General features: G+C 68.9%; 17 protein-coding genes. 5 read left to right on the top strand and 12 right to left on the bottom strand.

What is annotated here, in order from left to right:
- Positions 1-41: 41 nt before the first annotated feature.
- Positions 42-383, bottom strand: a complete 342-nt coding sequence (locus B2515_RS17140; protein ID WP_349676259.1) for an SWIB/MDM2 domain-containing protein — start codon at positions 381-383, stop codon at positions 42-44.
- A gap of 177 nt (positions 384-560) precedes the next feature.
- On the opposite strand from B2515_RS17140, the gene B2515_RS17135 reads away from it, so the two are divergent.
- Positions 561-2,636, top strand: a complete 2,076-nt coding sequence (locus B2515_RS17135; RefSeq protein WP_293878425.1) for a TonB-dependent siderophore receptor — start codon at positions 561-563, stop codon at positions 2,634-2,636.
- Between the two features lie 4 nt (positions 2,637-2,640).
- Here the strand turns inward: B2515_RS17135 and B2515_RS17130 are convergent, their stop codons facing one another.
- Together B2515_RS17130 and B2515_RS17125 are read right to left on the bottom strand one after the other, a co-directional pair.
- On the bottom strand, positions 2,641-4,275 hold the full coding sequence (locus B2515_RS17130; RefSeq protein WP_293878423.1) for a Na+/H+ antiporter: 1,635 nt from the start codon (positions 4,273-4,275) through the stop codon (positions 2,641-2,643).
- A gap of 36 nt (positions 4,276-4,311) precedes the next feature.
- Positions 4,312-5,553, bottom strand: coding sequence for a hypothetical protein (locus B2515_RS17125; protein WP_293878421.1), 1,242 nt, complete (start codon positions 5,551-5,553; stop codon positions 4,312-4,314).
- 138 nt (positions 5,554-5,691) lie between these two features.
- Here B2515_RS17125 and B2515_RS17120 point away from each other — a divergent pair, with 138 nt between their 5' ends.
- Positions 5,692-6,159, top strand: coding sequence for a DUF3617 domain-containing protein (locus tag B2515_RS17120; protein WP_293878419.1), 468 nt, complete (start codon positions 5,692-5,694; stop codon positions 6,157-6,159).
- A gap of 9 nt (positions 6,160-6,168) precedes the next feature.
- Here the strand turns inward: B2515_RS17120 and B2515_RS17115 are convergent, their stop codons facing one another.
- Together B2515_RS17115 and B2515_RS17110 are read right to left on the bottom strand one after the other, a co-directional pair.
- Positions 6,169-7,212 (bottom strand): rod shape-determining protein, encoded by a 1,044-nt coding sequence (locus B2515_RS17115; protein ID WP_293878417.1) that lies wholly within the window; start codon positions 7,210-7,212, stop codon positions 6,169-6,171.
- Between the two features lie 292 nt (positions 7,213-7,504).
- Positions 7,505-8,488 (bottom strand): aldo/keto reductase, encoded by a 984-nt coding sequence (locus B2515_RS17110; protein ID WP_293878415.1) that lies wholly within the window; start codon positions 8,486-8,488, stop codon positions 7,505-7,507.
- 137 nt (positions 8,489-8,625) lie between these two features.
- On the opposite strand from B2515_RS17110, the gene B2515_RS17105 reads away from it, so the two are divergent.
- Positions 8,626-9,531: a LysR family transcriptional regulator gene (locus B2515_RS17105; RefSeq protein WP_293878413.1), complete on the top strand. Its 906-nt coding sequence runs from the start codon at positions 8,626-8,628 to the stop codon at positions 9,529-9,531.
- Positions 9,532-9,543: 12 nt separating this feature from the next.
- Here the strand turns inward: B2515_RS17105 and B2515_RS17100 are convergent, their stop codons facing one another.
- The 4 genes from B2515_RS17100 to B2515_RS17085 all read right to left on the bottom strand — a co-directional run bounded on the left by B2515_RS17100 (position 9,544) and on the right by B2515_RS17085 (position 16,663).
- Positions 9,544-10,257, bottom strand: coding sequence for a FadR/GntR family transcriptional regulator (locus tag B2515_RS17100; protein ID WP_293878412.1), 714 nt, complete (start codon positions 10,255-10,257; stop codon positions 9,544-9,546).
- A 29-nt stretch (positions 10,258-10,286) separates the two neighbouring features.
- Complete coding sequence (gene pelA, locus B2515_RS17095) at positions 10,287-11,594, bottom strand: pectate lyase (protein ID WP_293878411.1); 1,308 nt, start codon at positions 11,592-11,594, stop codon at positions 10,287-10,289.
- Positions 11,595-11,608: 14 nt separating this feature from the next.
- Positions 11,609-13,840, bottom strand: a complete 2,232-nt coding sequence (locus B2515_RS17090; RefSeq protein ID WP_293878409.1) for a glycoside hydrolase family 88 protein — start codon at positions 13,838-13,840, stop codon at positions 11,609-11,611.
- A gap of 174 nt (positions 13,841-14,014) precedes the next feature.
- Positions 14,015-16,663 (bottom strand): TonB-dependent receptor, encoded by a 2,649-nt coding sequence (locus B2515_RS17085; RefSeq protein ID WP_293878407.1) that lies wholly within the window; start codon positions 16,661-16,663, stop codon positions 14,015-14,017.
- A gap of 308 nt (positions 16,664-16,971) precedes the next feature.
- Here B2515_RS17085 and B2515_RS17080 point away from each other — a divergent pair, with 308 nt between their 5' ends.
- Positions 16,972-19,296: a hypothetical protein gene (locus B2515_RS17080; protein WP_293878405.1), complete on the top strand. Its 2,325-nt coding sequence runs from the start codon at positions 16,972-16,974 to the stop codon at positions 19,294-19,296.
- Positions 19,297-19,369: 73 nt separating this feature from the next.
- The gene (locus B2515_RS17075) at positions 19,370-20,656 is read left to right on the top strand and encodes an oligogalacturonate lyase family protein (RefSeq protein WP_293878403.1); all 1,287 of its coding nucleotides are present in this window, start codon (positions 19,370-19,372) and stop codon (positions 20,654-20,656) included.
- Positions 20,657-20,671: 15 nt separating this feature from the next.
- Here the strand turns inward: B2515_RS17075 and B2515_RS17070 are convergent, their stop codons facing one another.
- From B2515_RS17070 to B2515_RS17060, 3 genes are read right to left on the bottom strand one after another with little or no spacing between them, the layout of a single operon-like run.
- Positions 20,672-21,514 carry an alpha/beta fold hydrolase gene (locus tag B2515_RS17070; protein WP_293878401.1) on the bottom strand — a complete coding sequence of 281 codons (843 nt, stop codon included), beginning with the start codon at positions 21,512-21,514 and terminating at the stop codon, positions 20,672-20,674.
- Positions 21,511-22,527 carry an NADP-dependent oxidoreductase gene (locus B2515_RS17065; RefSeq protein WP_293878399.1) on the bottom strand — a complete coding sequence of 339 codons (1,017 nt, stop codon included), beginning with the start codon at positions 22,525-22,527 and terminating at the stop codon, positions 21,511-21,513. The genes B2515_RS17070 and B2515_RS17065 overlap by 4 nt, the downstream gene beginning before the upstream one ends.
- Positions 22,524-23,630: an alkene reductase gene (locus tag B2515_RS17060; RefSeq protein WP_293878397.1), complete on the bottom strand. Its 1,107-nt coding sequence runs from the start codon at positions 23,628-23,630 to the stop codon at positions 22,524-22,526. The genes B2515_RS17065 and B2515_RS17060 overlap by 4 nt, the downstream gene beginning before the upstream one ends.
- Positions 23,631-23,635: the final 5 nt, after the last annotated feature.

Below are 23,635 nucleotides of genomic sequence, written 5' to 3'. Positions count from 1 at the left end.
GACGAGGGTATCGGTCACGCCGATCCCCTCGTCGGGGCGGATCAGGCCTTTTTGGCGGTCAGATGCGCGCTCAGATGCTTGTTCATCTCGAACATGCTGACCGACGGCTTGCCGAAGATCCTGACGAGCTTGTCGTCACCGTTGATCTGGCGGCGGTCCTTGGCGTCCTGCAGGTCGTGCTTCTTGATATAGGCCCAGACCTTGCTCACCACCTCGCTGCGCGGCAGGTCCTTGTCGCCGACGATCTCGGCGAGATCTGCCGACGGCGTGACCGGGGCGGTGATGCCGCCGCGCGCGCCACCGGCGGGCTTGCCGGTCGCCTTGACCTTCTTTTCGGTCGCTGCGGTCTCGTCCTTGCCGCGCTTTTCAGCAGTCTTCGCCATCATCGTCTCCCTGTATCGGTGCGGAGCGGGTGCTCCCTGCGGGTATATACGCCGATGCCACACGCTTCGTTGCCTCCCCGCGTCATCGGCGGGCCGGATACGCGCATTACCCGGTTGACAGAGCCGCGCCATATCCTCCACCTGCAATGATACATCATCTCTTTCTAAGGCTGTTCCTTGCTCCTCCGTTTCTCTACGGCTGCCCTGCTGTCGTCCCTGTTGCTGTCCGCCACGCCCGCCGTCGCCGAACCGGAAACGGATACCCCCGCCACGGAGGAAAAGGACGAGGGCGATATCGTCGTGCTCGGCACGCGGCGGTCGCGGGCCGATCCGACGAGCTCGTCGGACATCGTCACCGAACGGACGTCGCAGTCGAGCCGGTCGGTCGAGCGCGACCTGCTGGTCGCGGCGGGCGCCTATCGCCTGTCCGATGCACTCGAACTGGTCAGCAACGTCAGCAACCAGAACAATCGCGGCGGCGTGATCGACAATTTCGCAATCCGCGGTTTCCTCGGCACGCCCGATGGCGGCGCGGAATATTATGTCGACGGCTTCCTCGCGAACCGCGGCATGGGCCCGCCCCGCGATCCCGCGACGGCGGAACGGGTCGAGCTGCTGAAGGGGCCGGCGGGCGCGCTGTTCGGCGACATCGATCCCGCCGGACGGGTCAACATCGTCAGCAAGACGCCGGACTTCGCACCCGCCGCCAGCGCGACTCTGACCTATGGATCGTTCGACACGCGCCGGATCGAGCTCGATGCAACCGGCCCGCTGTCGGCGACGCTGGCCGCGCGGATCGTCGTCGCCGCGGAGGATTCGGACGGTTGGCGCAACTTCGTCGCGCTGAAACGCCGGGTCGTCTCCCCGTCGATCACCTGGCAGCCGGTCGACGCCGTCCGCCTGACCTATCTGGCGGAGATCAATCATTTCGACACGCCGTTCGATCGCGGCATCCCGGCCCTGCGCAACGACGCCAATGCCGCCCCGCGCCGCGCCTTCTACGGCGAGCCCGGCGACGGCGTCACCCGCTTCCGCAACGAACGCCACCAGCTGACCGGCATCGGCACGTTCGGCGACTGGACGGTGAACGGCGGCATCGCCTGGCGAACGGGAACGCTGAAGGGATTCTCGTCGGACCAGTCGCGGCTGGTCGACGGGCGGACGCTCTGGCGGCAGCGCCGCTCGCGCGATTTCTCGGTCGACGACCTGTCCGCGCGCCTCGAACTGTCCGGGCGCCTCGGCGCGCACCGGCCGAGTATCGGTATCAAGGGCTATCGCCTCGAGTACGGCGAGCGCTGGATGCGGCGCAATCCGAGTGCCGCCGCCCCCTATGCGATCGACGTGTTCCAGCCGGTCTATGGCCAGGCGCCGCCGGTCCTGCTGCCGTTCACCAACAATGACGAGGCGCGCTGGTCCGGCACGCTGTACGTGCAGGATATGTGGGACGTCGGCGACCGGCTGACGCTGTCGGGCGGCGCGCGGCTCGACGCCTATCGCCAGCGCATCCGCAACAATCGCACCGGCCTGACCGGGCGGACGATCGACCAGCCGGTGACCTTCCGCGTCGGCGGCCGCTACCGGCTGACCTATGCCGTCGCGGTGCACGCCAATTGGGGCGAGAATTTCGTGCTCAACTCCGGTACCGATCGCACCGGACAGGGCTTCGCGCCGGAAACCGGCAAGGGCTACGAGCTGGGCATCGCCGGTCGCTGGCCGGGCGTGGACATTGCGCTGACCTGGTTCGACATCCGCAAGCGCGGCATCCTGACCAACGATCCGACCGACCCCAATTTCCTCGCGCCGGTCGGCAGCCTGTCGAGCCGCGGGATCGAGGGCGACGCAGCGATCCGCATCGCGCCGCACTGGCAGGTCATCGCCAATTACGCCTGGACGCACGCCCGGACCGACGATGCCGCCTTCGCGACGGATCGCGTGCTCAACGTTCCCGCGCACAGCGGCACGCTGTTCGTGCTCGGCCGCTTCCTCGATCCGGCGGGGCGCGGCGTGTCGGTCAGCGGCGGCGCGGCCTATGTCGGCGACCGCGCGGGCGCGGTCGACGCCAGCGGCCTCGTGCTGCCGGCCTATGTGAAGGCCAAGGCGGCAGTGGAATATGCCTTCTCCCGGCGCCTGACGGTGCGGGCGGAGGCGGACAATCTCTTCGACGCACGCTACGCGCTCAGCTCGTACAGCCCGGTGTGGATCTATCCGGGCCAGCCGCGCACGCTGCGGCTGTCGCTGCGCATCGCGTCCTGACCGGTCAGCCGCGGGTTCGCACCTCCTGCAGGTCGAGCTCGCGGATCAGCTTCTGCGCGGTGGCGCTGCCGATGCGCCGGTCGCGCGCGCTGTCGACAATGGCGCGGCGTTCGGCCTTCAGGCCGCGCAGCCGGAGGTCGCGTTCCAGCCGGTCCTGCAACCGCGCCTCCGCCGCCACCCGCGCGCCCTGGCTGCGGCTCTCGATCCGGTCGCGGTACAGGTCCATGATCCGGCTGCCCGCCGCCGAGTAGAAATCGGCGTTGCCGTTCGCCTCCGCCAGTTCGTGCTGCGCATGCTCGATCTCGCGGATCGCGGCTTCGTAGGCGATCACCCGCGCCTTGTCCTCCTCCGCCTGCATCGACGGCTCCGGCGGCAGCGTCAGGCCGTTGAGCAGCACCGGCAGCAGCAGGCTGGCGATGATGAGCGAGACGATAATGACGCCCGCCGCGAGGAAGATCGCGAGATCGCGCGCGGGAAACGGCGACCCGTCGTCGAGCACCAGCGGCAGCGTCAGCACGCCGGCCAGCGTGATCGCGCCACGCACGCCCGCGAGCGACATCGCCGCGATCAGCCGCCAGTCGGGGCTGACGCCGTCCGCGCCCTTGCGCTGGCGCAACAGCGTGAGCCGCAGCGACACCCAGACCCAGGCGAAGCGCAGCGCCGCCAGCCCGGCGACGATCGCGACGACATAGACGCCCAGCCACAGCGGATTGCCGTGGCCGGTGATCCGCACCGTCTGCGCCGCCCCCGCCAGCACCCCCGGCAGCTGTTCGCCGAGCAGCACGAAGATGATGCCGTTCAGGGCGAACTGCACGGTATCCCAGACCGAATTGCGCCGCATCCGCGTCGCGGCCATCGCCTGGCGCGAGATTTCCGCGAAGGTCATCGTCACCCCCGCCGCCACCGCGGCAAGGATGCCGGAGGCGTGGATATGTTCGGCGAGCAGGTACGACCCGAACGGGATCAGCAGGCTGACGAGAATTTGCGAGGCGGTCTCCTCGCCATAGCGGCGCGACACCCATGCCTTGGCGCGGGTGACGGCGACGGTCACGACGATGCCGGTGAGGATCCCCGCCCCGGCGACCCACAGGAAATTGGCTGCGGCCGCGGCGGGCGAGAAGCTGCCGGTCAGCGCCGCCGCGACCGCGAAGCGCAGGCAGACGAGGCCCGATGCATCGTTGAGCAGCGATTCCCCCTCGAGGATGTGCATCATCCGCCGCGGAATCGGCACGCGCGCGGCGATCGCCGACACCGCGATCGGATCAGTCGGCGACACCACCGCCGCCAGCGCGAAGGCGACGGCGAGCGGCATCGCCGGGATCATCCAGTGGATCACGAAGCCCATGCCGAGCACGGTCAGCAGCACCAGCCCCAGCGCCAGTTCGAGGACGACCGGCAGATCCTTGAGCAATTCGTCCTTGGGGATGCGCCAGCCGTCGAGGAACAGCAGCGGCGGCAGGAACAGCAGCAGGAAGAGTTCGGGATCGAGTTCGACGCGATAGGAGGTGGACAGCCCGATCAGGCCGCCAAGCAATATCTGCACCAGCGGTGTCGGGATCGGCAGGGGCAGCATGCGCGACGCGGCGCCACTGACCACCACGGCCACCAACAGGAACAGGACGATCGAGATGACTTCCAACGCGTAACTCCGCAGACCTGACGTAAGGCCGCGACCTTAGCGCCCCGGAGCCGCGTTGACGACCGCCGGCGGCACCGGACCGCCCGATTCCGGGTCCGCGGTGAGCAATCGCCACCCGGCCGGCAGATAGTCGGTCGACATGTAGAAGTAGAATGCGCAGCTGCCGTCGGCACGATAGCTGCCGCCCTTCAGGATGCCATAGGCGGTCGTGCCGAGGAAGACCGGGCTGCCGCTGTCGCCGCTCTTGCACACCGGCCCGGACACCGTCGTCCACGTCGGCAGGCAGGCGCCGCCGCACAGGTCGCCCGCCGGCGCGAAGTCGGTCAGTTCGACCTGCGAACAGCTATAGCCGGTGCGCTCGCCGCGGTGGCACACGACGTCGCCCGCGCGCATCCCCGACCGGCTGCGCGCGCCCATCACGGGGCGGTTGAGCGTTTTTGCGGTATCGGCGAAGAACAGGGGCGAGAGCGGTTCGGGGCTGGCGTTGATCTGCACGTCCTGATGGCCCCAGCCCCATTGACCGACGAACGGCAGTGCCAGGTCGCGTCCGTCGGCATCGCGGATATTCAGCGCGTCGGGGCAATGCGCGGCGGTCGCCAGCCCCGACCGGACGCCGTCGGTGACGACGAAGCCGCTGGTGCACAGATAATGGCGCGGATCGCCCGGCACCGTGCCGATCACCCGCGCGCCGCCGACGACGCCGCCCATGTCGAGCGTCGGCTGATCGACGACACGCAGCCGCACCGGCACCCGCGTCAGCGCCGCCAGCCGCTCTCGCAACAGCGCCTCCCCCTCGCGCGCGATGTCGCGCGGCGAGACGATGACGACCAGTTCGCCGGTGCGCGGGTCGATCCCCATGCCGGGCGCTCCGAGCAGGCTGGCGCGGATCGTGGCCTGATAGGCGGTGATCACCTGCACCAGTTCGGTGTGCGTCGCGCTCGCGCCGGTGACGAACCGGACGGTCACCGCCTCCCCGGCCAGATCGAGCGTCTCGTCGGGCTGCGGCGCCGCACCGGTGAGCAATACGTCAATCCCGAAGGACGGCCGATGCCGGATCGCGATGCCGGCCAGCCGCGTCGCGAAGCGGGTGCCGATCGCGTCGGTCGCCGCGACGCTCGCCTGCTGGAGGCGCAACTGCCGCAACGCCTCGTCGCTGGACGTGCCGATCGTGCCGGCGATCGCGTCGGCATCCTGCACCAGCGCCTGCTCCGGCGTCTGCAGCAGGATCGGCACGGCCGTCTGCGCGCCCGCCGGACCACTACCGACGAGCGCCAGCATGGCCCCTAGCCTGATGAAGGAACGCCACCCCACGCCGGCATTCTACAGCGTGCAGATAACCGGCGACTGAACGAACGTGAGCGGTGCCGGGACGATGCGGCCTTGTTCCCGACGCGATCGCACGGCACGGTCGCGGCCATGCGCTGGCTGATCCCCCTGTTCGTCCTCGTCCCCGCCAACCTCGTCGCCGCCGACGTCGCGCCACAGGCGATCCCGGCCGGGCGCTGGGACGTCGTGTCGAAGGCGGTAGACCTCGTGATCCCCGGTGCGCCGGGGTTCATGCTGCGGATGATGAAGGGCCGTTCGAAGACGGAACGCAAATGCCTGTCGCCCGCCGCCGCACAGGCCGGCGTCGCGGCGTTGCTCGCTCCCGATCCCAAGGCAAAATGCCGCGTGGACAGCGTCCAGGTCGCCGGCGGCCGTTACAGTCAGACGCTCTCCTGTCCGCAAAAGAAGGGACCGCCGCTGCAGATCGTCCGGTCCGGCAGCTACGATGCCGCCGGCTTCACCGGGCGGCTCAAGATGGCGGGACAGACGCCGAAGGGGCCGATGGCGATCACGATCGACCAGACCGCCCGCCACGTCGCGGGAGCCTGTTCCGGCTAGGCGCATCGTTCAGTTGGCGCTCAGCACCCCGCTGAACCCCGGCTCCTCCAATGCGCGCCCGGCGCCGAGCGCGACGCACATCAGCGGCGCCTCGGCGACGATCACCGGCAGGCCGGTTGCGCGGCTCAGCACGTCGTCGATCCGTTGCAGCAGCGCGCCGCCGCCGGTCATCACGATGCCCTGTTCGACGATGTCAGCGGCGAGTTCGGGCGCGATCTGTTCGAGCGTCTTCATCACCACCTCGACGATCTGCGCGACCAGATCGGCCATCGCGTCCGCGACCTCCGCCTGACCGATGCTCAACTCCTTGGGAATGCCGTCGACCAGATCGCGACCGCGCACGCGCAATTCGCGGTCCTCGCCCTCGGCTGGACGACAGGCCATGCCGATCTCGTGCTTGATCCGCTCCGCGGTCGCCTCGCCGATCATCAGATTGTGCTTGCGGCGGATGTGCGAGGCGATCGCCTCGTCCAGCTTGTCGCCGCCGACGCGCACCGAATTGCTGTAGGCGAGCCCGCCGAGCGACAGCACCGCGACCTCCGTCGTACCGCCGCCGATGTCGACCACCATGAAGCCGGTCGGCGCGGTGATCGGCAGCCCCGCCCCGATCGCGGCCGCCAGCGATTCCTCGATCAGCAGCACCTGCGACGCGCCGGCGTTCATCGCCGCCTGCCGGATCGCACGGCGTTCGACCTGCGTCGATCCGGCCGGCACGCAGATCACCATCTTGGGCCGGCGCTGGAACTTGCCGGGGCCACCGTGCACCTTGGTGATGAAATGCTTGATCATCTGCTCGGCGACGTCGATGTCGGCGATCACCCCGTCGCGCAGCGGCCGGATGGTTTCGACATGCTCCGGCGTCTTGCCCATCATCAGCTTGGCATCGGCGCCGACCGCCAGCACCTTGGGAATGCCGTCGCGCGTCTCGATCGCCACGACGGAGGGTTCGTTGAGGACGATGCCCCGGCCCGCGACGAACACCAGCGTGTTCACGGTGCCGAGGTCGATGGCCATGTCCTGGGACGCGAGGCCGAATGGCAGGGAAAGCCGCAAGGGGATGAGCTACTTCGTTGGTGGTGGCATGGCCGATGGCATGCCCGCACGGGGACGCGCACGCCTTCGCGTTCTGCGCCCCCGCGTCAACCGCCATGCGACGACCGGCACGCCGCGAACGGCGATACGCGGCCCGCCACGCCCCGCCTAGGGCCGATCGCCATTCAGATGATGACGTGCCGAAAACGGTGGTTTCGCGTGACCCGGAGCGCAGCGTTACTTTCGGTACGTGAGCACCGGAAGCGCGCGAAACCGCCGTTTGCAGGCCGTCAGGGCTGCATGGCGATCGGCCCTAGCGGTTGACGAAGCGCTGGTTCGAGGCGGCGTAGCGATCGCCATGGATAGTGATGCCCGCCAGCGCCTGCGCGATCCGGTCGAGATCCCCGGGTGTCAGGACGAGGTCGGCGGCACCCAGATTCTCCTCCAGCCGGTGCAATTTGGTCGTGCCGGGGATCGGCACGATCCAGGGCCGCTGCGCCAGCAGCCAGGCGAGCGCGACCTGCGCCGGGGTCGCGCGCGTGTCCGCCGCGATCTCGGTGACGAGGTCGACCAGCGCCTGGTTCGCCTGCAACGCCTCGGGCGCGAACCGCGGTCCGGTGCTGCGGAAATCCGACGCGCCGAACGTCGTGGTCGCGTCCATCTTGCCGGTCAGGAACCCCCGGCCCAGCGGGGCGAAGGGGACGAAGCCGATGCCGAGGTCTGCCAGCACGGGAAAGATGTCTCGCTCGGGCTCGCGCCACCACATCGAATATTCGCTCTGCAACGCCGCCACCGGCTGGACCGCATGCGCGCGACGGATCGTCTCCGCCCCCGCCTCGGACAGGCCGAAATGCTGCACCTTGCCCGCCTGGATCAGGTCCCTGACGGTGCCCGCAACCTCCTCGATCGGCACGTCCGGATCGACGCGATGTTGATAGAACAGGTCGATCCGATCGGTCCGCAGCCGCTGCAGCGCGGCATCGGCGACCGCGCGTATCCGCTCCGGCCGGCTGTCGAGGCCATCGGCCGGCACCCCATTGGCGAAGCCGAACTTGGTCGCGATGACGACGGCATCGCGCACCGGTGCCAGCGCCTCGCCGATCACCTCCTCGTTGAGGCCCGGGCCATATGCCTCGGCCGTGTCGAAGAACGTCACGCCGCGATCGTGCGCGGCACGGAGCAGGCCGATCGCCTCGCCACGGTCGGTCGCCGGCCCATAGCCATAGCTCAGCCCCATGCAGCCAAGCCCGATCGCCGATACGGTCAGGCCGCTCTTGCCGAGGTCACGTGTCTGCATGGCTCTTCTCCGATCGTTGCGACGGCGACGTCTGCCGTATCGCCACCCAGATAGCGTCACCGCGGCCTATCGATTAGACACGTTACTTCATATGAGCCTATGACCGTTCGTCATGAAACCGATCGGAAGGCCGGACGATGCGACGTGAGGATCTGGGCAGCCTCACCATGTTCCTCGCCGTCGCCGAGGAGCGCAGCTTCACCCGCGCCGCGCGCCGGCTCGACGTGTCGCAATCCGCGCTCAGCCATGCGATGCGGCGGCTCGAGGCGCGGCTGGGCTTGCGACTGCTGACCCGCACCACGCGCAGCGTCGCGCCGACGGTCGCCGGCGAACGGCTGATCGAGACGCTGCGGCCGGCGTTCGACGAGATCGAGAACAAGCTCGCCTCGCTCACCGAATTGCGCGAGCGGCCCGCCGGCACGATCCGCATCACCACGTCGAAACATGCCGCCTATACGATCCTGTGGCCGGTGATCGCGCGGCTGACCGCGGAGAATCCCGACATTCAGGTCGAACTAAGCATCGACGCCGGCCTGACCGATATCGTCGCGGAGCGGTTCGACGCGGGCGTCAGGCTCGGGGAACGGCTGGAGAAGGACATGATCGCGGTCCGGATCGGGCCGAAGCTACGCATGGCCGCGGCGGCATCGCCCGACTATCTCGCCCGGCACGGCGTGCCGCGCACCCCGGGCGATCTCGCGCACCACGTCTGCATCAACCTGCGTTTCGTCACTGCTGGCAGCCTCTACGTCTGGGAATTCGAGAAAGACGGCCGCGAACTGAAGGTGAAGGTAGAGGGGCAGCTGGTGCTCAACGACGTCGATCTCGCGGTCGAGGCGGCAGTCGCCGGCCGCGGCATCGCGTTCATGCTGGAGGATCACGTCGCGCCGCGCATCGCCGACGGCTCGCTCGTTCGCGTGCTGGACGACTGGTGCGAACCCTTCGACGGCCATTACATCTATTACCCCAGCCGCCGGCAGCCCTCCCCCGCCTTCAGCCTGCTGCTCGAGGCATTGCGTCGCCAGCGCGACGCGGACGCCTGACCGCCCCCGCCGTCATTCGGCCACGACGCGCGCGATCGCGCTGTAGCGTTCGAAGCTCTTCTCCATGTGGCGACGCGCCGCCTGGCTCGCCTTCGCCGGATTCTGCGCGGCGATGGCGTCGTAGATCGCCTTGTGATCCTTGTTGATCGTCTTCGCGTAGGCGGCGTGCGAGCGCGGACTGTCGGTGCGCAGATACAGGCGACGCGACGGCACCAGCCGGATGCCGAGGAAGTCGGTGAACCGCAGGAAATAGGGATTGCGCGTCGCCCGCGCGATCGCGGCGTGAAAGGCGGTGTCGGCCGCGACCGAGGCTTCGGTATCGGTGCTGCGCGCCATCTGCTCCATACAGTCGAGCATCGCGTCGAGATCGTCCTGCGTCCGGCGCTGCGCGGCGATCGAGGCCATTTCCGCCTCGAACCCCGTGCGCATTTCGAGCAGGCGGAGGACGTCGTCGATCTCGCGCAGCTCGTTCGCCGTCACCTGAAACGCCTGATAGCGGGCGCCCTCCGCGACATAGGCGCCCGATCCGCGCCGCGATTCGAGCAGGCCGCGCGCCGCCAGCCGCGCGAACGCCTCGCGCACGACGGTCCGGCTGACGCCGAATTCGGCGGTGATCGTCATCTCGGTCGGAAAGCGCTCGCCCGGATTGAGCGCGCCGGACAGGATTTCCGCCTCGAACTGGCGGACCAGATCGTCGGCGAGGGACGCGGCCTTGGTGATCTTCATCGTCCGCTCACATCCCCCCACCACGCGGCTCAACCCGCCACGCCGTTCCTGCTTGCCCAGGGACCATAAGCCGCGATCGCGCGCTGGGGAACGGTCACCCACCAATTATAGCCGTTGCGGCGCCCGACGGAGATGAAGTTGACGTCGTCGTGGATCGATTTGTCCTTGTCGCCGAAGATCGGGCGCTGCGTCGCGATGTCGTAGTTGCGCGACCACAGGGCGCCGCCGCCCTTGCGGGGGAAGAATTTGCGGCCCTCATCGCCGACCCGTTCCCAGGCATGGTCATAGACCGCGCGGGCCTTCAGCCAGGCGATGCCGCCGGTCACCGCCGCCTTGATCGCGGGGCTGGGGGCGGGCTGCTGCATCAGGAACATCAGCACGTCGGTCGTCTCGCCGCTAGCGATCGAACGCGGTTCGTAATTGCGGGCCGAGATCGGCGCCAGCGTCAGCGGATCGACCTGCTGCGGCCAGCCGGCGAGCCGGCCATCCACCCGCACCTGCGCGCGCAGGATCAGATCGACGCCGCGCTTCACCGCCGCGGCCGACCGCGAACGCAGGTCGGCGGGCACGAAACGGTAGAGCGGTTCGGTGGCCACCGCCTGCAACAGCATCGCCGCCTCCGCCATCGCATTGTCGTTGAACGTGATCCCGTCGTGGAACCCGCCCTCCAGCGGCCAGATCTGCGGCCAGCCGCCGTTGGGATATTGCGCGGCGAGCAGATAGCGGACGCCCTTCACGAAGCTGGCGCGATAGCGGTCGCCGTCGCGACCGGGCAGCGTCGCCGCCACCTTGGCGAGGAAGCGCATCTCCATCCAGGTCGCGTCATTGTCCAGCGTGCCGACGAAGGTCCAGTAGCGATCCTCCGGCGCGTCGAAGTTCGACCGGTCCGGGTCCATCGTCTCGGCATCGTTGGCGTAGCGCTGACCGGGCAGGCGCGGCGGACCGGCGCGGTTCTGGTTCTTGCTCCAGCCGCCCGCGGGGGTCTGGAAGCTGACGATCGTGTCGGCGACGCTGCGTGCGGCTGCGCTCGCATACCACGCGGCATCGCGATCGAGCGGCATGTTATACTGTCCGCCGCCCACCGCCTTCGGTGGTGGCGGCGCCGCCTCACCCGGCTTCAGTTCGGCAGCGAGGCTGGCGCGATCGGCGGCGCGCTGGCGTTGCGAACGGCGCAGATAATCCGCCCATGCCGCCTGCTGCGCCTTCGGCAGCGCCGCGATGCGATCGGCGGTCAGCGATTGCGCGGGGGTGTTCTGGCCGATGACCTTTGCCATAGACGGCACGGCGAGCAGTGCGACGGGGGCTGCGGCAAGCGCGAGCCACGACAGACGGGACATCCTCTCTCCTGTTCTCATTTGTGTTTGGCGTCGAAATCGAAGCGGGTGTTCGCGACCAGCGCGTCCCAGTCGGCGGCGCCGCGCACGTCGAGGCCGCGGTCCCAGCCATAGCCGGTGTAATAAGCAAAGGGGGTGCCGGGCTGGACCCGGACCAGCATCAGGTAATTGTCGGCATCCTCGGCAAAGCCCTGCACCAGCGCCGGGTCGGCGGCGACGGTGATCGACACCGCGCCGTGGCCGGGATCGGCGGGCTCGTGGAAGGTCAGCCGCCCGCTCGCCTTGTCGCGCACGACGCGGCCGGCACCGGCGCCGCCCTTGCGCTTGCTGATGCCGATACCGACGACCAACGGCTCCTTCGTATCGGATTCGAGCGTCGAGACCATGCGGGTGAAGTGCGATCCCATCGGCAACGCGAAGCTGCGCGTTTCCCAAACGCGGCGGACGACGTCGACCGGCCAGGGCTTGTAGGTCACCTCGAACTTCGCGACCTTGCCGCCGGTATCGAGCACGCGGTGCGTCGCCCAGTTGCGCGAATTCCACAGCTTGCTCGCATGCCAGATGCCGAGCGCCCCTGCCCCGCGACCTCCGCCGACATCGTAGAAGTCGAGTCCTTCGCCGCGATCGACGTGATAATTGGGAAATTGCAGCTGCCGTTGCATGAACGGCCAGCGGACGCGCTTGCCCCACACGTCGATGCCCGATCCCGACGGCGGCTCCTTCGCCTCCAGCGCGGGACCGTAGATGCGCAGCGCGACCTTGTCGTTCTCCCACAGGATGTCGTCGAGCCGTTCGGGGGCATAATGGACGATCGCGCGCGGGCGGGCGGCGTCGCCGGTCGGCGGCGTCAGCGGCTCGATCGTCGCCGGGCGCTTGAGCACGGCGGGATCGTAGGCGAGCGCCGCAGTCGCCTTCATCTCTTCCGCGCGGCGGGCGCGTTCCGCATCGCCGACGACGCTGCGCGGTGCCGGCGGTTGCGGCGTGGTCGCCACGATCGCCGGCTCGCCGTCGCGTTGCGGCTGCGCGACCGGCAGGGCGCTGGCCGGTCGGCCAAGGTCGGCGACTTCGAGCGCGGTCAGCAGATAGGCGCCGCTGCCGTACAGGCCGACGTCCTCCGCCGCAGTCGCGACCGGCTGGTCGCCGGTCTTCTGCACCGCACCGAGCAGGCCCGACGGCAGCACGTGCCGGTTGAGCCCCGCCCAGCCGCGCGTCACCACCGGCACGTAGCGGTCGCGCGGCAACAGCCCGTGGTTGACGCCCCAGGCAAGGCCATAGAGCAGCAGCCCCGATCCCGACGTCTCCGCCTCCGGAAAGGCCGCACGGTCGAGCAGGCTGGCGCTCCACAGGCCGTCCTTGCCCTGCAGTTCCGCGCTGCGGCCGGCGAGCTGGCGGAACAGGTCGATGTAGAAATCGCGGCCGCTAAAATCCGCCGGCATCGCCTCGATGGTGCGGGCGAGGCCGGCGAGCACCCAGCCGTTGCCGCGCGACCAGAATATCGGCGCGCCGTTCGCCGACGTGCGGTCGAGGAAGCGCGCGTCGCGGAAGAACAGCCGCTGCCGCGGGTCCCACAGCAGCTTCGCGGTGCGCCGCCATTCCTTGTCCATCGCGATCAGATACTTGGGATCGCCGGTGATCGCCGACATGCGCGCCAGCACCGGCGGCGCCATGAACAGCGCATCGCACCACCACCAGATCAGCGCCGGCGTTTCCTCCGCGCGATTGAGATGCGGGATCATATAATCGAGCCGCTGCTGGAGCGGCATCAGCGCCCCCTCCTGCCGCCGCCGGACATAGAGTTCCTGATACAGGTCGCCGATCGCGATATCGTCGGCGTTGAGCATCGTCTTGCCGGACCGCGCACCGCGAAATGCGTAATTGTAATGTTCGGCGACCGCGGTGAGGTAACGCAGCGTCTCCGGCCGCGGCGAGACGCGGGCGAGGCGGGCGGCCCCGACGTAGAAGGTGGCGGCGACCCAGTTGGACGCGGCCGCATCCGTCGCACCACCGGTGGACAGCGGCAGCGGATGGCGCGCCAGGTCGGCGATCTGCGCCGCGGCGACATAGTCCGCCGCGCGCAGCACCGCGGCGCGGTCGGGGATGCGATCGGGGGCGAAAGCGAGCGTCGGACGCGGCGGCAGGACCTGCCATTCGGGCTGCATGCCGAACGACCCCGTCCCCTGCGCCAATGCCGCGGACGGCACCGCCACCGCCATCGCCGCCGTCATGGCCAGCTGCGTGATCGATCGCATGGCGTCCCCCTCCTCATGCTTGTTTTCAGCGGCACCTGTGTAGGCCGCACGTCAAAGTTGTGCAACAACTTGGGGCAAACCCGAGCGCTGCGGTTAACCGGTGTCACCCATTCGGGCAAAAGGGGTGCGGAGCGTCGGAACGCTCCGCACCAGAATGGCGCCGACCAGGGGAGGTCAGTAGCGCCAACGCAGACCGAACAGGATTTCGCGGCCGAAGTGACGATAGTTGGATACGCGGTCCGTCACGTCGGCATACCTGTCGGAATAGGTATCGGTCAGGTTCACGCCCTCCAGCGTCAGGCTGAACTTGGGCGTCAGATCGTAGCGGATCGCGGCATCGATATTGGTCGCGCCCTTGATCCCCTCTTCGGTGTTGCCGTTGCCACCGGGGAAGGCCACGAGATAGCCGTCGCGATAGGCGGCGGACACGCGCGCGCTGAACCCCTTCACTTCGTAATAGAGCGTCGCGTTGAACAGGTTCTTCGACTGGCCGGTCAGCCGGTTGAACAGCGGGTTGGCGGCGGTGCGATAGTTCACGCGGCTGGCGACGTGCGTGTAATTGCCGATGAAGCCGAGATCGTCGAACGGTGCCGGCAGGAACTTGAACGGCTGCTGGTACTGGAATTCGACGCCCTTCAGCGTGCCGCCCGTCCCGTTGATGTTGCGCGTGACCTGGAACAGCTGGTCGGGCGACGAGGGGGTGCCGGTCAGCAGTGAATCGGGCAGGCCGAGTTCGCGATACGGCAGGAACGAAATGTCGCTGGCGATGAACGAATCGATCTTCTTGTAGAAGACCGCGACGGCGAGCAGCGACTCGGGCGCGAAATACCATTCGGCCGCGAGGTCGACGTTCTTGGCGCGGAACGGTTCGAGCAGCGGATTGCCGTAGGAAATCGTCTGGCCCGAGGTGTTGAGCGACCCGCCCGGCGTCAGGCTGTTGAGCGTCGGGCGCGACATCACCTTGGCGACGCCGAAGCGGAAGACGAGCTTGTCGGTGGCATCCAGCGCCAGATTGGCGGACGGCAGCCAGTCCTCGTACTTGTTGTCGACCGTCACATAGGTCGTGTTGAGGAAGCCCGACGACGCCGTCTCGGTCCGCGCATAGCGCAAGCCGACGTTGCCGCGCAGCGTCGTGCCGCCGAACGGCTGCGCGAAATCGAGCTGCGCATAGGCGCCGGTGTCCGTCTCCGACACCTCGCGGAAACCGTTGAAGGTCGGGAGCAGCGGAAAATTCTGGTACAGGCCGATCGCCTCGGTCGTCTTCCAGATGTCGGGCGTGATATAGCTGAGGTCGGTGCCGTTCGGGATCGCCAGCTTGCCGTCGAGGCTGGCGAGCTTGCCCAGATTGCCGACGCCGACGATCTGTTCCGCCGCGGTCAGCACGCGGTTGCGCTGGCGGCCGAAGCTGTTGAAGCCATAGCCGCGCCGTTCGCCGCCAAGCTTCAGCTCGAACACCTCGTCGAACTTGTAGGCGAGCGCGCCCGATGCCGAGGCGAGATCGTAGACCGCACCGCTTTCGCTGGCGCGCACCTCGGTCAGCGTGAACTTCGAGGGATCGGTGACGTCGAAGCCGTAGCGGATCAGCGGCAGTCGGTCGTTCTGCCGGAAGTCGTAGGTATATCCGTTCACGTTGTTGACGTCGAACTGGTAGGAGATCGACACCGGCGTGAGCGCCTCCGCCTTCGACTTGCCGAGCTTCAGCTGCCCGCGCAGCTTGTCGCTGAACTGGTGGCGGGCGTTGAGCGACACCTGCGTGAACCGGCTCTCGTTGCGGTCGAAGCCGTTCTCCGAACGCACGTCGACGCGATCGAACACGCCGTAGGAGATGACGTTCTTTTCGGGGTCGATCGCATAATCGCGCACGATCGTCTCGCGCACGCCGGTCGCGGTCGAGCGGCTGAACGAGATCGCCTCGATGTTCGGGCTCTCGAATTCCTGGTTGAAGCGCGAATGGAGCGCATCGATCGACACTTCGGTGCGGTCGCTCGGCTTCCATTGCAGCGAGGCGGTGATGCCCATCCGGTCTTCGGAGAACTGGCCGAAGGTGTAGCGCGGGATGCGCGGGTAATAAGCGTTGAGCAATTCGGTTCGCTGCGCAGGCGTGGCGCAGACCGTGCAGCCGGCGAAATTCTGGTTGGTGCCATAGGCCTGCGCCGCGTTGCCGGCCTGCCAGCGCGTGGTGTTGAAGCTTTCCGAGGTCGGCTTGCGCTCCGAATAGGCGAGCGAGATCAACCCGCCCCAGGTCTGGTCGTCGTTGGTCCAGCTGACCAGCCCGGCGATGCGCGGCAGCACCTTCTTCGACAGGTCGTTATACGACCCCTGCGTCGACAGCGCGGCATCGAAGCCCGCCTTGAAATCGAGCGGTCGCCCGGTCTGCAGGTCGACGGTCGCGCCGAGCGAGCCTTCCTCGATCTCCGCCGACTGGGTCTTGCGGACGGTGACGCTGTTGAACAGTTCGGAGGCGAAGATCGAGAAATCGAAACCGCGGCTGCGATTGCCGCCGGCCGCCGCCTGCGCCTCCAGCCCGTTGATGCGGACGCGGGTGAAATCGGCGCTGAGGCCGCGGACGCTGATCGTGCGCCCCTGCCCCGCGTCGCGTTCGATCGTGACGCCGGGCAGGCGCTGGATCGATTCGGCGAGGTTGAGGTCGGGGAAGTCCGCCATATCCTCCGCGAGGATCGCGTCGACCGCGCCGGCTTCCGTCTTCTTGACGTTGAGCGCCTTCTGCAGGCTGGACCGGAAGCCGGTGACGACGATGTCGTCGCCGGTTTCGCCCGCGGCGGCGTCCGTCGCCTGTGCCGGATCGGCAGCGACGGGCTGCACCTGCGACGGCGATGTGGACGGCGGCGCGATCTGCGACGTCGGCGGTGAAACGGCCTCCGGCGGCGGCGTCGTCTGGGCCGCGGCGGCGGTGCCGATCACCAGCGCAGACGCCGAAACCGTCGCACGGAAAGATGTACGCAAAGCCACTCGAACCGTCATAATCCCCTCAATCCATTCCGTTTTTGCTACCGGTGTCATCGCCGCAACTGCCCCAAATCATGCACGAGTTGCAATACAAATCATGTCTGACTGGCAATTTTTCCGTCAGGCTCGTTGACCGAAGTTGCATGACAAGTTACCCGTCCAACATGGAGAGGTCTGCTTGGGGGAACGGTCGTGCGCGGCCGATGGAGGGCGTCGCCCGGCGACGCGCGATACGCGTCGCGGCGCTGCCGCTGGCCTGCGCGCTGGTCGCCGCCGCGCCGCCGCCGATCGATCGCGAGGCGCTGGTGCGACGGCATGCGATCACCTTCACCACGGCCGATCCGCACGCACCGGTCATGCTCGGCAACGGCGAGCTGGGCTTTACCGCCGACATCACCGGCCTGCAGACCTTCCCCGCGCTCTATGCCGAGCTGACGCCGCTGCTGACGATGGCGCAATGGGGCTGGCACAGCTTCCCCAACCCCAAAGGCTACACGGAGCGCGACGGGCTGACGATGGTCGCGGTGCCGGGCCGCGGGCAACAGCCCTATCCGTGGATGCGGGCGTGGAGAGATGCCGACAAGAACCCGGCCTTCACCTGGCTCCGCGCCAATCCGCATCGCATCTCGCTCGGGCGGATCGCGCTGACGGTCGGCGGCAGGCCGGCCGATTTCGCGCGCATCTCCGCAACGCGGCAGGTGCTCGACATGTGGACCGGGACGCTGACCAGCCGTTTCCGCTACGATGGCCAGCCGGTCGAGGTGCGGACGCGGGTGCTGCCCGGCGTCGATGCGGTCGCGGTCGAGGTGACGTCGCCGCTGGTGGCGCGCGGATCGCTCGGCGTGTCGGTCGCATGGCCGGGCGTAGCGCCCGCGATCAATCCCGATCCGTCGCACTGGACGCCGCGCGCCGGCGAGACGACGCGCATCGTCTCGCGGACGCCCGGCGAATGGCGGGTCGAGCGACGGCTGGACGCGACCCGCTACTGGTCGACGGTACGATCCGACGGGACGATCGCGCAGGGCGACGGCGACCGGCTGACGATCCGCGGCAGGACGCCGACGCTGCGCGCGGTCGTCGCATTCGCCCCGCGAGCGGAGGCACCGCGCCTGCCCGGCTTTGCGGCGATGCCCGATGCGGTGGCCGCGCACTGGCGGCAATTCTGGACCCGCGGTGCGGCGGTGGATTTCACCGGCAGCAGCGATCCCCGTGCGTCCGAGCTCGAACGCCGCGTAGTGCTGTCGCAATATCTCTCGGCGATCAACGGCGCGGGGACACTGCCGCCGCAGGAGGAGGGGCTGTTCTCGAACAGCTGGTTCGGCAAGTTCCATCTCGAGATGCACCCGTGGCACAGCGCGTGGCAGGCGGCATGGGGCCATGCCGACCTGCTCGAACGCAGCATGGGCTGGTATCTGCGCACCCTGCCCTCGGCCCGGGCGGAGGCCGCACGGCATCGGGTCAAGGGCGCATGGTGGCCCAAGATGGTCGGGCCGGAGGGGCGCAACAGCCCCAGCCTCATCTCGCCCTTCATCATGTGGCAGCAGCCGCACCCGATCCTGCTGTCCGAGCTGATCCGCCGGGCCGGCACCGGACGCGCGGGGAAGGATCGGGCGGGGAAGGATCGGGCGACACTCGACCGCTACGCGCCGCTGGTCGAGGCGACGGCGGAGGTGCTGGCGAGCTGGCCGACCTGCGATGCCACCGCCTGCCACCTCGGCCCGCCGCTGATCCCGGCGCAGGAGAATTACGATCCGCTGACGACACGCGATCCGGCGTTCGAACTGGAATATTTCCGCTGGGCGCTGAACATCGCGCAGGACTGGCGCGTCCGGCGCGGCCTGCCGCGGCGGGCGGACTGGGACAACGTGGTCGCGCGCCTCGCGCCGCCGGCGGTGCGCGACGGGCTCTACCTGCCGGTCGCCTCCGTCCCCGATTTCTGGCGCGTCGCCGCGTCCGCCCGCTGTCGCCGCCATGCCGAGGCGGAGGGATGCCGCAACCGCGATCACCCGTCGTTCCTGATGGCCTATGGCTTCGTACCGGGCGCGCGGATTGACCGGGCGACGATGGCGCGGACGTTGCAGGCGGTCGAGGCGAACTGGGACATGCGCCAGACCTGGGGCTGGGACTATCCGATGATCGCGATGACCGCGGCGCGGCTCGGCCAGCCCGACAAGGCGGTCGACTGGCTGTTCGCGACGGGCAAGAACAACCAATGGGGCGCGACCGGCATGACGCCGCGCGTCCATCTGGATGCGCATGCCGCGGGACTGGTGCCGAAATCGGGCGGCGCGGGCGGCGTCGCGATGGCGGTCAATCCCGACGGGCCGGGCTATGCGCGCGCGGCGGAAACCTATTTCCCCTCGAACGGCGCGCTGCTGATGGCGGTCGGGCTGATGGCGGGCGGCTGGGACGGTGCGGATCGCCCTGCCCCCGGCTTCCCGCAGCGCGGCTGGCGCGTCCGCGCCGAGGGCTTCACCCCGCAACCCTGAGACTGGAGCGATGATGGACGGATCGACACGACGCGCGTTTCTGGGGGCCGCCGCGGCGATGACCGGCACGGCCATGGCCGGCAGGGCCACGGGCGGCGGAGGCGCGATCGGACAGGGGCCGGCGGGCGCACCCCCACCACGCACATGGACCGATGCGAAGACCGGCCGCCGCATCGTCCGCCTGTCCGGCGACGAGGGCGGCAACAAGCTGTATTTCTATCGCAACAGCTTCACGCCGCAGGGCGATCTGATGGCGATGTCGAGCCCGCGCGGCATCGTGCTGGTCGATATCGAGACGCACGCCCGACGGCTGCTGGTGGCGGACCCGCGGGCCGACCTGATGTTCACCGCGCGCCGCTCGCGCACCGTCTTCTACAGCGTATCCGATCCGGGCGACGGGCAGCCGACCGACCGGCCGCGCACCTTCTTCGCGGTCGATGTCGACAGCGGCCGCACTCGCCGCATCGCGCGGATCGAGGCGGGGCAGATCGGCGCGATCAACGCCGACGATACGCTGTTCGTCGGCACCGTCGCCTATGGCGATGCGCCGTTGCAGCCCGACCTGCCCGACCCGCGCAACCGCCGCTTCGGCCAGGCGGAATATGCCGCGGTCGGCCCCGACGGGCGGCCGCTCAACTTCGCCAAGGCGAAGGGGGTGCGCATGCTGCAACGCTGGGCGGCGCGCGTGCCGATGGAATTGTTCGTCATCGACCTCAGGACCGGGCAGCGCCGCGTCATCCACACGGCGAAGGACTGGCTCAACCACCCGCAATTCTCGCCGACCGATCCGGGCCAGATCATCTTCTCGCACGAGGGGCCGTGGCACCGCGTCACCCGTATGTGGCGCATCCGCACCGATGGCAGCGGGCTGGCGGCGACGCACGATCGCACGATGAACATGGAGATCTGGGGCCATGAATTCTTCGGCCCCGACGGCAAGTGGCTGTGGTACGACCTCCAGACCCCGCGCGGGCAGGTGTTCTGGGTCGCGGGGCTGGAGCTGGCCACCGGGCGGCGGCTGTGGCGACGGGTCGAGCGGAACGACTGGTCGGTGCATTTCAACGTCTCGCCCGACCGGCGATTGTTCGCGGGCGACGGCGGCGATGCCGACATGGTCGCGCACGCGCCGGACGGCAAATGGATCGTGCTGCTGACCCCCGAGCCGGTCGTCGACGGCGAGACGCAGGCCTACGATCCGGCGCTGGTGACGCCCGAATATATGCGATCGGCGCGCCTCGTCGACATGTCCGCGCACGATTACCGGCTGGAGCCGAACGTCACCTTCACCCCCGACAGCCGCAGCCTCGTCTTCGGATCGAACATGCACGGGCAGAACCACGTCTATCGCGTGTTCCTCTAGCCCAATCGAACGGCGTCACCCCGCCAGGAACGCGCGCGCCTTGCCGAGGAAGGCGTCGTGATACTGGAAGATGCCGCCATGCCCGGCATCGGGATAGAGGACGAGCTCCGCACCGGGGATGCGGCGCGCGAGGTCGCGCGAATTCTCGCTTGGCACCATGATGTCATGGTCGCCATTCGCGACGAGCACCGGCGTGCGGATCGTCTCGATTGGCTGGGGCGCCTGCAGCCCCCATGCCTTGATCGCAGCCAGCTGGGCGAGGAAGGCGGGCGGGCCGACCGCCTTGTCGCGATCCGCGGTGCGCAGCTTCAGCCGCGCGAGAAAGGCTTTGGCGGCGCGCCGGCCGTTGGCGCTGGCGGTGAAGAACAGATAGGTCTTGGGATCGCGGAAGGTGACGATCCCCTTCAGGATCAGCGGCCAGGACACCGCGCCGACCCGCTCGATACCGACGCCGCCGGCGGGCCCCGTCCCCGCCAGGATCGCGCGGCGGACGAGGTCGGGCGCGTCGAGCAGGATTTGCTGCGCGACGAAGCCGCCGAAAGAAAAGCCGATCAGGTCGACCGGCCCGACACCGAGGGCGCGGATCGCGGCGATGACGTCCTGCGCGGTGGCGGCGACGGTGCGCGGCGCCGTGCCGCCCGATGCGCCGATCCCGCGATAGTCGAGCGCATAGACCGGCCGGTCCGCGGCCAGCCCCTCGACGATCGGCGGATCGAAATTGTCGAGGTTCGCCCCCCAATGGTTGAGCAGCACGACCGGCACGCCGCTGTCCGGCCCGAGGCGACGGTAGGCGAGCGACGTGTCGCCCGCGACGATCGTCTCCGTCGGCACCGACGCCCAGCTGGTGCGTGCGGTCATGCCGACGCCTCCGGCCGGAGGGTGACGACGACCTTGCCCTTCGCCCGGCCACCGTCGACATAGGCGACGGCGTCGTTCAGCGCGTCGAAGGCGTAGCTGCGGTCGACCACCGGCCTGATCGTTCCGTCGTCGATCAGCGCGCCCAGCTGCGCCAGCTGGCCGCCGTCGGCGTGCATGAACAGGAAGGAATAATCGACGCCCGCCCGCTTCGCCTTGCGGCGGATCCCGGCGCTCAGCAGTCGCATCACCAGCCGCAGCACGGGGTTGAGCCCCTGCGCCCGGGCGAAGGCGGGATCGGGCGGCCCCGAGATCGAGATCAGCTTGCCGCCCGGCTTCAAGACCTTGAGCGACCGCTCCAGCGTCTTGCCGTCGAGGCTGTTGAGGACGACGTCATAGCCCGACAGCAGGGTCGAGAAATCCTGCGTCCTGTAGTCGATGACGACATCGGCGCCGAGGCTGCGGACGAGGTCGGCGTTGGTGACGCTGGCGGTGGTCGCCACCGTCGCGCCGAGATGCTTGGCGAGCTGGATCGCGACCGTGCCGACCCCGCCCGAACCGGCATGGATCAGCACCTTCTGCCCGGGCTTCAGGCCGGCGCGTTCGACCAGCACCTGCCACGCGGTCAGGCCGACGAGCGGCACCGATGCCGCCTCCGCCATCGACAGGGTGGCAGGACTGGGCGCGAGGTCCGCCTCGGCAACCGCGATCCGCTCGGCGAAGGTACCGATATGGCCGTCGCGCGGGCGGGCATAGACCGCATCGCCGACCTTGAACCGGTGCGCCCCCGCGCCGGTCGCCACGACGACGCCGGCAAGGTCGTGGCCGAGGATGACGGGCGGCTTGTACGGCAGGATCGGCTTGAACGCGCCGTCGCGGATCTTGCCGTCGAGCTGGTTGATCGCGGTCGCATGGATATCGACCAGCACCTCGCCCGCCGCCGGCACCGGATCGGGGATTTCGGTCGGGATCAGCGCCCGTCCCTTGCCGTAGGACTCGAGGAGGAACGCCTTCATGCTGCATGCTCCCGGGCATCGGCCGCCGCCGCGACCGGATAGTCCGTATACCCCTTCGCGCCGCCGCCATACAATGTCTGCGGATCGATCTGCGCCAGCGGCAGGCCGTCGCGCAGCCGCGCGACCAGATCCGGATTGGCGATGAACGGCCGGCCGAAGGCGATCAGGTGGGCCTTGCCCTCCGCCAGATGCGCCTCGGCCAGCGTCCGGTCGAAGCCGTTGTTGGCGATATAGGTGCCGCTGAACCGGCTGCGCAGCGCGCCATAATCGAACGGCGCGACGTCGCGCGGACCGCCGGTCGCCCCCTCGACGACATGAATATAGGCGATGCCGAGCGCGTCGAGCCGCTCGACGATATGCTCGAACAGCGGCTGCGGATCGCTGGTCGCGATGCCGTTCGCCGGCGAGACGGGCGACAGGCGGATGCCGGTGCGCTCCGCCCCGACTTCCTTCGCCACCGCCGCGGTCACCTCGACCATGAGACGCGCGCGACTCTCGATCGCGCCGCCATAGGCGTCGGTACGATGGTTGGCGCCGTCCTTGGCGAACTGGTCGAGCAGATAGCCGTTGGCGCCGTGCACCTCGACCCCGTCGAAGCCGGCCGCAATCGCATTGGCGGCGGCGCGGCGGAAGTCGTCGACGATCCCGGGGATTTCGTCGAGCGCGAGCGCACGCGGTTCGGACACGTCGACGAAGCCGTTGTTGACCACCGTCTTCGTCTCGGCACGGATCGCCGAGGGCGCGACCGGCGCCGCACCATTCTCCTGCAGGTCGACGTGGCTGACCCGCCCGACATGCCACAGCTGCAGGACGATGCGCCCCCCCTTGGCGTGGACCGCGTCGGTCACCTTGCGCCACCCAGCGACCTGCGCGTCGGTGTAGATGCCGGGCGTATCCTGATAGCCCTGCCCCTGCTGCGACACCTGCGACGCTTCGGTGATGATGAGCCCCGCCGAGGCGCGCTGGCCGTAATATTCGGCCATCAGGTCGGTCGGCACGAGGCCCGCACCGGCACGGTTGCGCGTCAGCGGCGCCATCACGACGCGGTTGGCGAGGCGGACGGAGCCGAGGTCGTAGGAGGAGAAGAGGCTGGGTTCGGACATGACGG

Source organism: Sphingomonas sp. UBA978 (assembly GCF_002292295.1).
GTDB lineage: Bacteria > Pseudomonadota > Alphaproteobacteria > Sphingomonadales > Sphingomonadaceae > Sphingomonas.
This window is presented reverse-complemented; position numbering and strand designations above follow the sequence as displayed.

Coding starts and splice junctions, on each gene's coding strand:
- B2515_RS17105 (WP_293878413.1), top strand. CDS start 8,626: ATGCGACGTGAGGATCTGGGCAGCCTCACCATGTTCCTCGCCGTCGCC.
- B2515_RS17075 (WP_293878403.1), top strand. CDS start 19,370: ATGGCCGGCAGGGCCACGGGCGGCGGAGGCGCGATCGGACAGGGGCCG.
- pelA (WP_293878411.1), bottom strand. CDS start 11,594: ATGTCCCGTCTGTCGTGGCTCGCGCTTGCCGCAGCCCCCGTCGCACTG.
- B2515_RS17065 (WP_293878399.1), bottom strand. CDS start 22,527: ATGAAGGCGTTCCTCCTCGAGTCCTACGGCAAGGGACGGGCGCTGATC.
- B2515_RS17080 (WP_293878405.1), top strand. CDS start 16,972: ATGGAGAGGTCTGCTTGGGGGAACGGTCGTGCGCGGCCGATGGAGGGC.
- B2515_RS17110 (WP_293878415.1), bottom strand. CDS start 8,488: ATGCAGACACGTGACCTCGGCAAGAGCGGCCTGACCGTATCGGCGATC.
- B2515_RS17090 (WP_293878409.1), bottom strand. CDS start 13,840: ATGCGATCGATCACGCAGCTGGCCATGACGGCGGCGATGGCGGTGGCG.
- B2515_RS17070 (WP_293878401.1), bottom strand. CDS start 21,514: ATGACCGCACGCACCAGCTGGGCGTCGGTGCCGACGGAGACGATCGTC.
- B2515_RS17125 (WP_293878421.1), bottom strand. CDS start 5,553: ATGCTGGCGCTCGTCGGTAGTGGTCCGGCGGGCGCGCAGACGGCCGTG.
- B2515_RS17100 (WP_293878412.1), bottom strand. CDS start 10,257: ATGAAGATCACCAAGGCCGCGTCCCTCGCCGACGATCTGGTCCGCCAG.
- B2515_RS17060 (WP_293878397.1), bottom strand. CDS start 23,630: ATGTCCGAACCCAGCCTCTTCTCCTCCTACGACCTCGGCTCCGTCCGC.
- B2515_RS17120 (WP_293878419.1), top strand. CDS start 5,692: ATGCGCTGGCTGATCCCCCTGTTCGTCCTCGTCCCCGCCAACCTCGTC.
- B2515_RS17140 (WP_349676259.1), bottom strand. CDS start 383: ATGGCGAAGACTGCTGAAAAGCGCGGCAAGGACGAGACCGCAGCGACC.